Annotated in this window: 16 protein-coding genes and 1 pseudogene; 7 read left to right on the top strand and 10 right to left on the bottom strand. The window is 65.8% G+C overall.

What is annotated here, in order from left to right; genetic code table 11:
* The first annotated feature begins 141 nt into the window (after positions 1-141).
* The gene (locus F464_RS0122685; protein WP_018991465.1) at positions 142-558 is read left to right on the top strand and encodes a cupin domain-containing protein; all 417 of its coding nucleotides are present in this window, start codon (positions 142-144) and stop codon (positions 556-558) included.
* Between the two features lie 266 nt (positions 559-824).
* Here F464_RS0122685 and F464_RS31160 read toward each other — a convergent pair.
* A pseudogene (locus F464_RS31160) lies at positions 825-980 on the bottom strand (IS1595 family transposase); the annotation flags it as partial.
* 70 nt (positions 981-1,050) lie between these two features.
* On the opposite strand from F464_RS31160, the gene F464_RS0122675 reads away from it, so the two are divergent.
* Positions 1,051-1,947: a universal stress protein gene (locus tag F464_RS0122675; protein ID WP_018992156.1), complete on the top strand. Its 897-nt coding sequence runs from the start codon at positions 1,051-1,053 to the stop codon at positions 1,945-1,947.
* 393 nt (positions 1,948-2,340) lie between these two features.
* Here F464_RS0122675 and F464_RS0122670 read toward each other — a convergent pair whose 3' ends face one another.
* From F464_RS0122670 to F464_RS0122630, 9 genes are all read right to left on the bottom strand, one after another.
* The gene (locus F464_RS0122670) at positions 2,341-2,721 is read right to left on the bottom strand and encodes a type II toxin-antitoxin system VapC family toxin (RefSeq protein ID WP_018992155.1); all 381 of its coding nucleotides are present in this window, start codon (positions 2,719-2,721) and stop codon (positions 2,341-2,343) included.
* Positions 2,718-2,921, bottom strand: a complete 204-nt coding sequence (locus tag F464_RS0122665) for a type II toxin-antitoxin system VapB family antitoxin (RefSeq protein WP_018992154.1) — start codon at positions 2,919-2,921, stop codon at positions 2,718-2,720. Before F464_RS0122665 ends, F464_RS0122670 begins: the two co-directional genes overlap by 4 nt.
* 211 nt (positions 2,922-3,132) lie before the next feature.
* Complete coding sequence (locus F464_RS0122660; RefSeq protein ID WP_018992153.1) at positions 3,133-3,348, bottom strand: hypothetical protein; 216 nt, start codon at positions 3,346-3,348, stop codon at positions 3,133-3,135.
* Between the two features lie 73 nt (positions 3,349-3,421).
* A complete protein-coding gene (locus F464_RS31920; RefSeq protein WP_018992152.1) occupies positions 3,422-3,547 on the bottom strand; it encodes a hypothetical protein in 126 nt (41 codons plus the stop codon).
* 214 nt (positions 3,548-3,761) lie between these two features.
* A complete protein-coding gene (locus F464_RS0122650; RefSeq protein ID WP_018992151.1) occupies positions 3,762-4,925 on the bottom strand; it encodes a helix-turn-helix transcriptional regulator in 1,164 nt (387 codons plus the stop codon).
* A 37-nt stretch (positions 4,926-4,962) separates the two neighbouring features.
* Positions 4,963-6,504, bottom strand: a complete 1,542-nt coding sequence (locus F464_RS0122645; RefSeq protein WP_269744915.1) for a coniferyl aldehyde dehydrogenase — start codon at positions 6,502-6,504, stop codon at positions 4,963-4,965.
* Positions 6,505-6,571: 67 nt separating this feature from the next.
* Positions 6,572-6,979 (bottom strand): type II toxin-antitoxin system RelE/ParE family toxin, encoded by a 408-nt coding sequence (locus F464_RS0122640; RefSeq protein ID WP_018992149.1) that lies wholly within the window; start codon positions 6,977-6,979, stop codon positions 6,572-6,574.
* A complete protein-coding gene (locus F464_RS0122635; protein WP_018992148.1) occupies positions 6,980-7,270 on the bottom strand; it encodes a type II toxin-antitoxin system Phd/YefM family antitoxin in 291 nt (96 codons plus the stop codon). It abuts the gene before it with no gap.
* A 44-nt stretch (positions 7,271-7,314) separates the two neighbouring features.
* Positions 7,315-8,277, bottom strand: coding sequence for an MBL fold metallo-hydrolase (locus F464_RS0122630; protein WP_018992147.1), 963 nt, complete (start codon positions 8,275-8,277; stop codon positions 7,315-7,317).
* A 149-nt stretch (positions 8,278-8,426) separates the two neighbouring features.
* On the opposite strand from F464_RS0122630, the gene prpF reads away from it, so the two are divergent.
* The 5 genes from prpF to F464_RS0122605 all read left to right on the top strand — a co-directional run bounded on the left by prpF (position 8,427) and on the right by F464_RS0122605 (position 13,437).
* A complete protein-coding gene (gene prpF / locus F464_RS0122625; RefSeq protein WP_018992146.1) occupies positions 8,427-9,629 on the top strand; it encodes a 2-methylaconitate cis-trans isomerase PrpF in 1,203 nt (400 codons plus the stop codon).
* A 162-nt stretch (positions 9,630-9,791) separates the two neighbouring features.
* Positions 9,792-10,769: a flavin reductase family protein gene (locus tag F464_RS0122620; protein WP_018992145.1), complete on the top strand. Its 978-nt coding sequence runs from the start codon at positions 9,792-9,794 to the stop codon at positions 10,767-10,769.
* 34 nt (positions 10,770-10,803) lie between these two features.
* Complete coding sequence (locus tag F464_RS0122615) at positions 10,804-11,577, top strand: glucose 1-dehydrogenase (RefSeq protein ID WP_018992144.1); 774 nt, start codon at positions 10,804-10,806, stop codon at positions 11,575-11,577.
* A 44-nt stretch (positions 11,578-11,621) separates the two neighbouring features.
* Positions 11,622-12,410, top strand: coding sequence for a fumarylacetoacetate hydrolase family protein (locus F464_RS0122610; protein ID WP_018992143.1), 789 nt, complete (start codon positions 11,622-11,624; stop codon positions 12,408-12,410).
* 97 nt (positions 12,411-12,507) lie between these two features.
* The gene (locus F464_RS0122605) at positions 12,508-13,437 is read left to right on the top strand and encodes an acetaldehyde dehydrogenase (acetylating) (RefSeq protein ID WP_269744914.1); all 930 of its coding nucleotides are present in this window, start codon (positions 12,508-12,510) and stop codon (positions 13,435-13,437) included.
* Positions 13,438-13,441 lie beyond the last annotated feature (4 nt).

The following is a 13,441-nucleotide window of genomic DNA, read 5'->3' as shown; positions in this document are numbered from 1 at the left end:
ACGGGGATCCTTGTCGCACATTTCTGGACCGTCGGGCCGTTGAGGCTCCGCCCGCCGCCAAACTCTTGGATCAATAGAATGCGGATGGCCGCGGCGGGTAGTTGAGACGGCATTCCCGTAAGCTTTCCCAGGAGACTAAGTATGCTCACTACCGCCGAAAAGAAAGTGGGTAGCGTCGTCCGTGGCTCAGATAGTTACATGAGCAAACAAGGGTCCGTGTACGCACCAGGGATTAGTGCAGAGACGGTTGGCTCCACGGCTGTCTTTCTCGGTATGGTCACGCTGCCACCGGAGGGCCGAACGCGGGCGCATCTCCATGAGTTCCACGAATCTGCGTTCTATTTACTCAGCGGCGAGGAAGTAGAGTTGTTCACCGGGGATCGACTTGAACACAGGGCGCTTGCGCACCCAGGTGACTACCTATTTATCCCGGCCAAGGTCCCGCATGTTGCTGTTAATCGCGGCAAGACGCCGGCCGTCTTTATTGGCGTCCGCAATGAGCCAACCGCGCAGGAAAGCGTGGTCATGCTTCCGGAGCTAGACGCGCTAGTACCGTGATCGGACAGGACCGGTACGGCGGCTTTCCGGCGATGATTCAAAAGAGTTGTTGGTCGCCACCCGACCCAAAGGCGACGGTCGTGCTCCCGACTGACGACGGTCCCCTCCGGGAGGTGGAGCGGACAGTTTCCGGATGGCGGCAGCTGGGGTCGGTCCGAGCGTTCACGATGTGCTAGCGTGGCCCATCGCTCTCATGAACTGCTTCATCGCGCCAATGACTGTACGGACGTATGGGGTATCCACTTACCCCTTTTCCCCCCGGGCCTGCTCTTTCGCTGCTTGCGCGGCAGCTCGGACTGCCGCTCTGCGATGGCCAAGTAGGTCTCGTCGACCTCGACCAAGCCACGCAGCTTGTCGCGCTCGGGCCGCACCATGGGCCGCCGAAACCGATGCAGCATCGTCCAGGCCGTCTGGTAGCTGCCCGTCGGACGGGGTGGCGGGCGCCGCCCGTCTCCGGGGGGGAACTTAGCCGCCGGGCAAGGAGCCAAAGGAATGATCATCGCAGGGGGGCCGATCATGTCCAAGACAGAGGGATACCAACGGATCGTCGTCGCCGTGGCCATCGAGGTCGCCGCCCATCCGGCCCTGCGCAGGGCCGTGAACGTCGCGGAGCGGACCAACGGCAGCGTGACCATGGTCCATGCCCTGAAACCTTCTCCCCTCTCCCCCGACACGGCCCGGCCGGCGGTCGTGGAGCGGACCCGCAGCGAGCTGGAGGCCCTGCAGGCCGGCCAGCCGCGCATCCGGGGGCTGCGCCTGGTGGATGATCGGCCCTGGACCGCCCTGGTGGACATCGCCGACGAGACCGATGCCGACCTGGTGGTGATCGGCTCCTTCGTCCATGGACAGCTGCGGGCCCTGCTGGGCACCAACAGCGACCGCGTCCTCCATCAGGCCCGGCGGGACATCCTGGTGGTGCGCTCCGATGCCTACAACGACGCCCATCCGCCCCGGGATTACACCCACATCGTCGCCGCCACCGATCTCACCGACCACGGCCGGGCCGCGGTGGAGCGGGCCGCGGGGCTCGCCGACGCCTTCCGCGCCCGGCTCACCCTGCTCAACGTGATGGCCCACTTTCCCGAGGATCGGGAGAACGAGACCACCATCACCCCCGAGAACCTGGACCCCCTGCAGTTCCAGCAGGACCTGCGGACCGAGGCCCTGGCCCGGCTCGCCGTCGGGCTGAGGCACCCCGATCTGGCCCGGCAGGTGGCGATCACCACCGAGTCCGTCGCCCACGGGGTGGCCGACCATGCCCGGGAGGTCCGGGCCGATCTCATCGTCATCGGCTCGCGGGGCAGCTACGGCCTGAACCGGCTGCTGGGCGACACCGCAGACGAGATCATGCATCGGGTGCCCTGCGATCTGCTGATCGTCCGCGGCTGACACGCCCATCCGCGGCGCGGCCCGATGCGGCCGCCCTTCGGCGGAGGGTGTATCCACCTGCGATTTGCGTCCCCGGGGTCGCCGTCTAGCAGGTGTCGAGTGCGGAGCAGACGCCCGAATGACCGGTCCGTGGCAGGGATGACCGGCCGGAATTGGCCGGGTGCGTCAGATCACGAACGGCAGCTTCGTGGTAGCGAAACTAACGGAAGCCCAGCATGCCCGAACGGCAGCTTCAGGGAAATCCGGATGACGGCTTGGGGTCGGTTGCGGCAGTACCAGTGCAAAGTATCGAACGACGCCTTCGGCCGAGCTGCGGACGGTCGCCCGGTAGTCGAGCTTCAGTGTGATCGCGGATTCGCCGGCACGTTCCAGCCGACTGCATTACGGGACGGGTCAGTGAACGACGGGCTGATGCATCACGCCGAATCGCTGCGTCAATGCGCTCAGTCGCTTGTCCAGCGTCCACAGCTCGAGCCCCGGCGTCATCAGCGTGGATGCCAGCAAGAGCAGGTCAACGAGGCCGCAACCCAAGCCGAACAGGCGTTCGCGTTCAATGAACGCCATGACTTCCCGAACGCTGGCCTGTTGCGCGTGCTGTAAGCTGGCGAGATCCGTCAGCGTTCGAATGCGGTCCGGCGGGGTTCCGCATGCGATTTCGCCGACGACAAGGGGATGTATGACAACAAGGTCGCGCTCCAGCAGGTCGATCAGCGGAGCATTGCGGCGCCGGAAGTGGTCGATCCACACCGAGGTGTCAACCAGAACGCCCTTCACTGTCGAGCGTCCTCGCGGCGACGGGGAATCTCTTGCATGTCCTGTGCGGTGGCGCCAAGGGCTGCCAGTCGTTTTGCAGACTGGACTCTGACGAAAGTCTTGATCGCTTCGCGGAAGAGGTCGGCCTTGTCCATGCCGGGCTCGGCCACTTCGAGCGCTCGCTCGTAGAGCGCATCATCGATCGTAACGGTGGTTCTCATGAGCGCCTCGCTGCATCAATGTTGATGCAAGTGTGAGTCGAAAGTGATGCTCACGCAAGGGCGAAAGGAATAGTGCGAGAAATGGGGGACGGACCACACCGGACGGTCCGGGCAATCGGCACGTATCGACGGGCTGGGCTTGACGGTCCGTCGCTTGGATTCAGCAGACGGCGCTCTATGCGTCCCGGATCAGGGAGCCGGCAATCGAAGCTCAGGCCATCGGCCGCTTGAAGATCCAGCTGCGGTTGGTGGGCGCGTCGGGCGCCTTCACCAGTTCCCACCCCAGGACTCCGAGCTTGTTCAGCTCGGCTGCCACCACCTCGGTGTAGGCTTTCTGCCGTTCACGTTCCCGGCTTCCGAAAGGGCGGGCGACGTCTTCCGCCATGTCGTGGAGGTCGCTGCGGATCAAATATTCGAAGTGCTGCATCGGCCGACTGGCCTCATGGGTAGGAAGCGATAATTTGGGTGCAAGACGCTGCCAGCGTCGCAGGCTTTTCCGCTCAATGGGGAATCATCGGCACGTAATCCTTCGCGTGCTTCTTCGCGTGTTTCGCTTCCCGCTTTTCCTTCGGGGTCAAGAGAGCTTGTTTCTTCTCTTCCTTGGTACTGTGTCTTTGTTTGCCCATGATGCTGCTCCTGAGAAGTACCGACTCGAGCCGGTACAAGATCAGTATAGGCCGATGCCTGACGCGAAACTGGATCGCAAAAGATAAAGCGGGCGCTACGGGCGGTGATAGCGCACATCGTGCCTCTGAGCACAAAGAGGTGCCACACCGGGTGTCGGCCTGCTGCAGCGAGGCAGGTCCAAGCTCATGACGCTGCGATTCGTGCTCCGCGCACTCACGCCAGCGGAATTACGCCCCCGAGAAGCAGTCGCAGCAATTCGGTTTGCCGCGTCACCCCCGTCTTCGCGAAGATCGCCCGCAGCTGGCAGCGCGCCGTGTTGCGGCTGATGGATAGCTCTTCGGCCGCTTCGTCGACGGTGAGCCCGTCCAGCAGCTTGAGCGTAAGGGTCGACTCCGCGGGCGTCAGGCCGTAGAGGCGCTTCATCAGCGCCTGCGAGGCCTGCACGCGCGATTCGGAGTCGCGGATGACGACGACGGCGGCGGGGCGGTTGGCGGTTTCGGACCACTCGGTGAGGGGGGCGGTGCGGACGAGAATGCCGAGGTTGCCGTGGCCGGCGGTGCGGGTGATGGACATGGCGCCGACGACGCCGGGGCCACGGTCGACGTGGCCCGCGATGGCCTGCTCGATGAGGCGGTGCAGCTCGCGGTTCTCGCTGCCGTAGGAGGCCTGGAGGCCTCCCTGCGCGACGCTGATGCCGTTGCGTTCGGCGAGGATCTCCTCGGCGGCGCGGTTGGTCTTGAGCACGCGGCTCTTCTTGTCGAGGATGACCGCGCCGATCGCGAGGCGCTCCAACGCCCCTGCATAGACCGTGCGTTCGGCCTCGGTGGTGTCGTGCGCGGAGCGCAGGCGCACGGCGCATTTCAGGTGCGGCAGCAGCAGCGTGCACAGCGCGCGCTCGTGCTGGGAGAAGGGAACTGAGCCGATCGGGCGGCTGACGCGGATGCGGCAGATCGCGTCGTTGCCGCCGCCCACGTCGGCGCCCATGTAGTAGCGGATGTTGAGCGGCTTGAGGAATTCCTGATAGATGGCGCTCTTGAGCCAGTCTGCCTCGTTGATCACTTCGTCGACCGTGACCATGCGGTCGGCAGGCAGATTGACGAAGGGGTCCATCGCGTAGAAGAAGGTTTCGTACGTGGAGGCGATCGTCGGCTGGGCTTCGCCGGCGAAGACGACGCGCCACTGCTGCTCGGGCGTGGGCGGGCGCAGGATCAGCGACACGTAGTTGGCTTCGAGGCGCTGGCGAAGGGCTTCGAGCAGCCGCGTCCAGGGCACCGTCTCGGTGACGCCTTCGTAGACGAGCCGGATGAGGTGGTCGTATTCGGGGACGCCGAGACCGGAGGCGGCGAAGCGGCTTGCGAGGTCGGTCTCGGGTGCCATCGGGAATCCTCCAGTGTCGGGTTGGTGCGGTGCTCTGTCAGGGAGTGACCTGGGACTGCATCGCGGCGAGGAAATGCTCGGGGTAGGGCGGCAGCGTGCCCCACTCGCGCCGCGGGTCGTAGGCCGGCGCCTTGAACACGGTGCGCACGTGGCTGAACTCGATGAAGCCCTCGCGGCCATGGTAGTGCCCCATGCCCGAGGCGCCGACGCCGCCGAAGGGAGCGTCCTGCATCGCGGCGTGGAACATCGCTTCGTTGATCGTGACGCCGCCCGAGAGGGTGTGTTCGAGCACGCGCTGCTGCTCGGCCGCGTCCTCACCGAAGTAATACAGCGCGAGCGGGCGGGGGCGGGCGTTGATGTCGGCGATGACCGCGTCGATGTCCTCGTAGGGCAGCACGACCACGGCGGGGCCGAAGATCTCTTCCTGCATGATGCGGCAGCTGCGCGGTGGGTCGATGACGATGCGCAGGGGGCGGCGGCGGTCCTCGGGGTCGGCGGGTGTCGGCGCGGGCGTGGTCTCGACGCGCGCGCCGGCGGCGGCGGCTTCGTCCACGTAGGCTTCGACGCGGGCGAGATGGCGCGCGTTGACGACCGCGACGACGTCCGCATTGCCGGCGACCGTGGGGAACAGGGAGGCGTAGGCGGACTTGAGCGCGCCGACGAAGTCTTCCAGCTGTTCGCGCGGCGCGTAGATCACATCGGGGTTCACGCACAGCTGGCCACCGTTGGAGGCTTTCGCGGCGGCGATGCGGAAGGCGGCGGTGGCGAGGTCGGCGCTGCGTGCGACGATGGTCGGCGACTTGCCGCCGAGTTCGAGCGTGACCGGCACGAGGTTCTCGGCGGCGTTGCGCATCACTTCGCGGCCGATGGCGGTGCTGCCGGTGAATACGAGATGGTCGAAGGGCTGGCGGCTGAAGGCTTCGCCGATGTCCGGCCCGCCGGTGACGACGCCGACGATGGCCGGGTCGATCAGGCCCGCGAAGGCTTCGGCGACCGCTGCCGCGGTGCGCGGGGTGATCTCGGAAGGCTTGAGGATGGCGCGGTTGCCCGCCGCAAGCACGTAAGCGAGCGGGCTCAGCAGCGTGAACAGGGGTGCGTTCCAGGTGCCGATGATGCCCACCGAGCCCTTCGGCTGGTACATCACCCAGGCTTCGCCGCCGAAGTGATCGTAGGGGGTGAAGGGCTGGCGCTTCTCGGATTGCATCCAGGCTTCGAGGTGGTCGCGCGCATGTTTCAGCGATGTCAGCGAGCCGAGCACGTCGTTCATCAGCGAGAAGCCCTTGGGCCGGTTGCCGAAGTCCGCTTCCATCGCAGCGACGAGGGGTTCGTGATGCTTCACGAGGAGGTCGATCACGGCCTGGATGCGCGCCCGGCGCTCTTCCGCACCGACCGGGCCGGCGGCCACGAAGGCGGTTTTCTGCTGCGCGAGCATTTCGTTCAGACCAGCGACTGTGCTTACCGTGGATGTCATGACGTGGGCGGTTCCGGTGGGTTGTCGGAGAAGTGTCGCGCGGCGGAATGCGGCTTGCGCTTTGGACGCAACACTATCACCCCACGGCGAGGGCCGGCCTCGTCCGATCGGACCATGGCGGAGTGAGTCCTTCCCTCGCGCTGGATATCCGGACGGTCAGCACGACGGCTTTGGGCTACCGAGTCCAGTGCCCTGCAAAGTCGAACGAAAGTTGTCGCTGGTGTCGGATCGCCAGCAGGTAGATCGTCCCTTCCGTCTGAGCGTAGAGCAGCAGGTAGTCCTTGAGGACGTATTCGCGGAGGGCGCCCATATCGGCTGTCAGTGCCGACAATTTTGCACGGAGCCTTGCCAGCGCGTTGGTGGCTTCCACAGAGCGTGGCTGACGGGTCAGGAACGATCGCCCCATTGCCGGGTAGCGCTCGAGGTTGGGAATCACCGTTTCAAGCAGTTCGTCCAGCAAGCTGTCGAAGGCTTGCGGTACCTCCGCTTCGGTCAGGAAGCGTTCGATGTCTTCGAGGTTGCGCTCGAAGTTTGCGGTGAGTTTGACGGCCGGTTTTCTTGCCACAGGCAGATCCGTCGCCACTCAGACGCTGCGACGGCGCTTGATGGATTGAATCGTGTTGCGGGCGTCCGTCACCTTGCCGGCGGCCACATCGTCGAGTCCCATGGCGGCCTCGTCGATCAGCAGCAGATGAATCCGCTCACGCTCCAGCTGGTGGTAATAGTCCAGACGGTTGGCGTCGATCAGGGCGACGTAGCTCTCGCCGTTCTTGGTGATGATCTTCTCGGCGCCGCCCTTGACCTCTTCCGCCAGTTCGGAAAAGTTGGCCCGGGCGTGCGAGAGCGGGACGACGTCGCTTGCGGAAATAGCCATGATGGCCTCCTGAGCCGCGCAAAATGCACAGGATATTGTACAGTTTAACGCAAGCTTTTCACGCCTTCGCGGTGATCGAACCAGTGGGCGAGCCCCTGCGCGTTCAGTTCGAGGTCGGTCGCCAATACCGTAACAATTTCGTCCTCGGGCAGCGTGCAACCGTGTGCGCGCAGCTCGCCGATCATGTAGTCGGTGATGGCTTCCTTGATTGTCGCGTGGCGGCCATCGCCGTCCGCGCCGTGGGCGAGGGCGATCGCGACGAACTGGTCGAGGCGTCGGCGCAGTGCGTCGGCCTGCGCGGGCACGTCATGCAGCTGCGCGTAATGCGTCAGGTACATGAAGCGGGGCGCGAAGCTCGTCAGACGGTCGATCGACGCGTGCATCTCGGCCGGATCGAACTGGGTCGGCGAGGTCGTCGGCAGGATGAACTGGCGGCCGTCGACGTCGAATTCGCGGTAGGAAATGCCGAACATGTCCCCGCTGAAGATGGCCTGGGCCTGACGATCGACGACGCAAATGTGGTGTTTGGCGTGCCCCGGGGTATCGATGCAGAGCAGTTCGCGCCCGCCCAGCGGCAGTACCAGTCCGTCGTGCGCGTCGATGATGCGATCGGCCGGAATCGGCAGGATGTCACCGTAGACCGTGTCGACGTAGTCCTTGCCATACACCGCCGTGACTCCCGCGACCAGCCTGGACGGTTCGGCCATGTGGCGCGACCCGCGTGGATGCACCACCAGCTTGGCCTGCGGCAAAGCCCGCATCAGCGTGCCGGCGCCGCCAGCATGGTCGAGGTGGATGTGGCTGAGGATGATGTAGTCGACGGCTTCGCGGGTGAGGCCCAGCTTGTCGAGGGCCGCCAGCACATTGGGTAGTGAGTCGTTGCTGCCCGTATCCACCAGCGCCACCCGGCGGTTGTCGACGATCAGGTGAATGGCCGCGAGAATCGGGCGCACATAGCCGGCATCGAACGCGTAGATGCTGTCTTCGTAGGCTCTCCAGTCGAACATGTTCCATACTCATCCGTATTGATTGGGGGCGATTATACCGAGTGCCCGGACGGGCGATTCTCTTGCCACTGCGCGAGGGGTCCGGATAGGCTTGGTTCCGCCCTTCCACGCGGGCGCACAATTTTGCTCACCTTCGTTCAGGCTGCCTTATGAACCGGTCGTCCCGTCAGATTGCCGTGCGCGCCACGTACATGCGCGGCGGCACCAGCAAGGGGGTGTTCTTCACCCCCGAGGATCTCCCCGAGACGGTGCGGGACGACCCCGCGCTGCGCGACGCGCTGTTGATGCGGGTCGTTGGCAGCCCGGATCCCTATGGCAAGCAGATCGATGGCATGGGGGGCGCCACCTCCAGCACCAGCAAGGTCGTTCTGGTACGCCGCAGCCGCCGTGCGGATTGCGATGTCGACTACTGGTTCGGCGCCGTGTCGGTTGAGCGCCCCGTGATCGACTGGAGCGGAAACTGCGGCAATCTGACCGCGGCCGTCGCGCCCTTCGCCATTTCGCGCGGCCTGGTCGATGCGCCCGCCGAGGGGCGGGCCGTGGTGCGGATCTGGCAGGCGAATATCGGCAAGAAGATCATCGCGCACGTGCCGATGCAGGGGGGCGAGGTGCAGGAGATGGGTGACTTCGAGCTGGATGGCGTGAGCTTCCCGGCGGCGGAGATCCGGCTCGAATTCCTCGATCCCGCGGCGGAGGAGGGCAGCGAAGGCGGAGCCATGTTTCCGTCCGGGCGTCCGATCGATGTGCTCGAGGTGCCGGGACTGGGGCGGATCGAGGCGACCTTGATCAATGCGGGCAATCCGACCATTTTCGTGGATGCGGCGGCGCTGGGCTTTCGCGGGACGGAGCTTCAACCCGAGATCAACCAGGACGCGGCGGTGCTCGCGCGCTGCGAGTCCTTGCGCGCTTTCGGGGCGGTGGCGATGGGTCTGGCCCGCACCGCGGGCGAGGCGACGGAAGGCCGTCCGCACACGCCCAAACTCGCCTTCGTTGCGCCGGCATCAGCCTTCACCGCTTCGAACGGGCGGCGGGTGGAGGCCGAAGCCATCGACCTGTGCGCGCGCATCCTGTCGATGGGCAAACTGCATCATGCGATGACCGGCACCGGCGCGATTGCCCTGGCCGTTGCGGCAGCCATTCCGGGGACGGTGGTGTCGCGCTTGTTCGGCGCTGACGGGCCGCGCGGCGAAATTTGCGTCGGCCATCCGTCGGGGCGTCTGACGGTGGGCGCTGCGGCCGCATGCGTCGAGGGGGAGTGGCGGGTCGCGCGGGCCACGATGAGCCGCAGTGCGCGGCGGCTGATGGATGGCTACGTGTTCGCGCCCGGCGATTACGCGCATCCCCCGCGCTAACGCTTCCTCCTTTTCTCTCTGTCATCGCGACCGGCGGCGCGGCATTCGCACCGTTGGAGGGGCTTGCATCCTGCGGTTTCGCTGTTAGTCCGTTGGGACGATGTTGCAGGCTTGGCCAACTTTGATACTTCGGCCATGTTCCCTGTTTCCGGAGGCCCCCCGATGACGTCACAAGCGAGCTTTGATCCGCAGGCGTTCCGTGCCGCGCTCGGCACCTTCACGACCGGGGTCACGATCATCACGACGCGTGGCACGGATGGGGCGCCGGTGGGTGTCACGGCCAACAGCTTCAATTCGGTTTCGCTCAATCCGCCGCTGGTGCTGTGGAGCCTCGCGAAGAACGCGCGCAGCCTGGAGGCGTTCTCGACGAATGAGCACTGGAACGTGCATGTGTTGTCGGCGGCGCAGGAGGGCCTGTCGGGCCGCTTCGCGTCGCAGGGCGAGGACAAGTTCGGTGGCATCGCGCTCGACGAGGGGATCAGCGATGCGCCGCTGTTGCCCGGTTGCACGGCGCGGTTCCAGTGTCGCACTGCGTTCAGCTACGAGGGCGGCGATCACGTGATCTTCGTCGGCGAGGTACGCGCCTACGACCGCAGCCCGGAGCCGCCGCTGGTGTATCAGGCCGGGCAGTACGCGCTGGCCGCGCGCAAGCCGCGCAGCGAACTGCGTCTCGCCGCGCCGCCGCCGCCCGAATGCAGCTACACCGAGGATCTGCTCGGTTATCTGCTCGGGCGCGCGCATTACCAGATGTTGTATGGGCTGCGCCGCATGCTTGCGGGTGACGCGCTGGACGAGGGGAATTTCTTCCTGCTGTCGGTGCTGTGCATCCGCGACGACCTGACGCTCGACGAGCTCAACGCGTTCGTGAGCTATACCGGCATCGAGGCGAACGCCGAGACGATGGCGCAGCTCGAGGAGCGGCGCTTCGTGGCCTGCGAGCGCCGCGGCCGGCAAAACCGCTACGTGCTGACCGCGGATGGGCGCGAGGTTGCGCTACGCCAGATTGCGCTGGCGAAGGCCCAGGAGGACAACCTTGCCGACAAGCTGGGGGTGGGCGACGTGATGGCGCTCAAGCTGATGCTCAAGCGCCTGGTCGCTGTGACCGATCCGGGCCTGCCTGATTTGTGGGCGCCGCGCTGAGCGGGCCCGTTCGATCCAATCAACGGGAGATTTCATGGGCATCATCGATCGCTTCAGCATGGAAGGCCGCGTCGCAGTGGTGACGGGCGCGGGACGGGGCATTGGGCGTGCGATCGCGCTGGCCTTCGCGGAGCGCGGGGCAGACGTGGTGTGCGCCGCGCGCACGCTCGTCGACGTCGAGGCTGTTGCAGCCGAAGTGCGCACGATGGGGCGGCAGGCGCTCGCGGTGTCCTGCGACGTGAATGACGCTTCAAGGCGGGCCGCCCTCGTGGCCGCGGCGCAGGAGACGTTCGGCCGCGTGACGCATCTCGTGAATAACGCGGGCGGCGCGGGACCGAACCACCCGCTGAAGATGACGCCCGAGCAGTTCGAGGACGTGTTCCGCTTCAACGTGAGTTCGGCCTATGCGCTGAGCCAATTGTGCGTGCCGCTGATGCGCGAGGCTGGTGGCGGAAACATCATCAACATTACCTCCGGCGCCGCGCGCTATGCGCAGCCGCACTTCAGCGCTTATGGCACCGCCAAGGCTGCGCTGACGCAGCTGACCCGGCTGCTCGCACAGGATTTCGCGCCCCAGGTGCGCGTGAACGCGATCGCGCCGGGACCGATTCTCACCGATGCGCTCAATCGCGTGCTGCCCGTAGAGATGCGCGACGGAATGATCAAGAACACTCCGCTGCAGAGCCTGGGCGAGACCGAGGACATCGCCGCGGCGGCCCTCTACCTCGCGTCGGATGCGTCGCGCTGGGTGACCGGCAAGGTCATCGAGGTCGACGGCGGCGCCGAATCGAGCGTCTGGCCCGGCTGAACGCCACACCCCCATCCCGACAGAGACGAAAAAGAACGACAAGCATGGACGCACACCTGATCGAAGCCCTGGGCGACGAATTGCATGCCGCCCTGCGCAGTCGGCGCACCGTGACGCCGCTCACCTCGCGCCATGACAGCATGTCCGTCGCCGATGCGTATCGCATCTCGCTGCGGCTACTCGCGCGGCGCGAGGCCGAAGGCGAGCGCGTGATCGGCAAGAAGATCGGCGTCACGAGCAAGCCCGTGCAGGACATGCTGGACGTGCATCAGCCGGACTTCGGTTTCCTGACCGACGCGATGCAACTCGACGACGGCGCGACCGTGAGCCTCGCGCAAGCAGGATTGATCCAGCCGCGCGCCGAGGGCGAGATCGCCTTCATGCTGAAGTCCGATCTGTGCGGACCCGGCGTGACGCGGGACGACGTGCTGGCGGCGACCGAGTGGGTCGCACCGTGCTTCGAAATCGTCGATTCGCGCATCGACGACTGGAAGATCCGGATCCAGGACACCGTCGCCGATAACGCGTCCTGTGGCGTGTTCGTCGTCGGACGGGAACACGTCGACCCGCGCGGGCTGGATCTGGCCGCGCTGCACATGGAAATGTTCCGCAACGGCGAGGCGGCGGGCAGCGGCTTCGGTTCTGCGGTGCAGGGCCACCCTGCGGAGGCCGTCGCGTGGCTCGCGAACACGCTGGGCGAGTTCGGCATCCCCTTCCGCAAGGGCGAGCTGATCCTGTCGGGTTCGCTCGCGCCGCTGGTGCCGGTTGTCGCAGGTGACCGTTTCACGATGCGGATCGAGGGGCTGGGCGGCTGCTCGATCTCTTTTGCATAGCTTTTCCGGTTGCAGTCACGCGGCGCGAAACCCATCGCTCTCCTCCTCCGCGCCGCGTGCGCTGCGCCACCCCAACAGAGAATCCAATAAGGACAAGATAATGAAAAAGATCCGATGTGCACTGATCGGGCCGGGCAACATCGGCACCGATCTGCTGTACAAGCTGCAACGCAGCCCGGTGCTGGAGCCGGTGTGGATGGTCGGCATCGACCCCGATTCGGATGGCCTGGTGCGGGCACGAGAAATGGGCCTGAAGACAACCGCCGACGGCGTCGATGGCCTGCTGCCCCACGTGGTGGCGGACAACATCCAGATCGCCTTCGACGCGACCAGCGCCTACGTGCATGCCGAGAACAGCCGCAAGTTGAACGAGCTGGGCGTGCTGATGATCGATCTCACGCCCGCGGCGATCGGCCCCTACTGCGTGCCGCCGGTGAATCTGGCGGGGCATGTGGGCAAGCGCGAGATGAACGTGAACATGGTGACCTGCGGCGGGCAGGCGACGATCCCGATGGTGGCGGCAATTTCGCGGGTGCAGCCGGTGGCCTACGGCGAAATCATCGCGACGGTGTCTTCGCGGTCGATCGGTCCGGGTACGCGCAAGAACATCGACGAGTTCACGCGCACCACGGCGGCCGCGGTCGAACGCGTCGGTGGCGCGAAGAAGGGCAAGGCCATCGTCGTCATCAACCCGGCCGAGCCGCCCCTGATGATGCGCGACACCGTGCATTGCCTCACCGAGGCCGAACCCGACCAGGCGGCGATCACCGCATCCATCCACGCGATGATCGCGGAGGTGCAGAAGTACGTGCCGGGCTATCGCCTCGTGAACGGGCCGGTCTTCGATGGCAATCGCGTGTCGGTCTTCCTCGAGGTCGAAGGGCTCGGCGACTACCTGCCGAAGTACGCCGGCAACCTCGACATCATGACCGCCGCCGCGGCGCGCACCGCCGAGATGTTCGCCGAGGAGATCCTAAAGGGCGAGCTGGTGCTGCAGCCGGTCGCCTCCCAACGTGTCGCAGCCTGAGGAG

Source organism: Aromatoleum toluclasticum ATCC 700605 (assembly GCF_000378245.1).
Taxonomy (GTDB): Bacteria; Pseudomonadota; Gammaproteobacteria; order Burkholderiales; family Rhodocyclaceae; genus Aromatoleum; species Aromatoleum toluclasticum.
The sequence above is the reverse complement of the archived record's forward strand: the minus strand, read 5'-3'. Positions and strand labels throughout refer to the sequence as shown.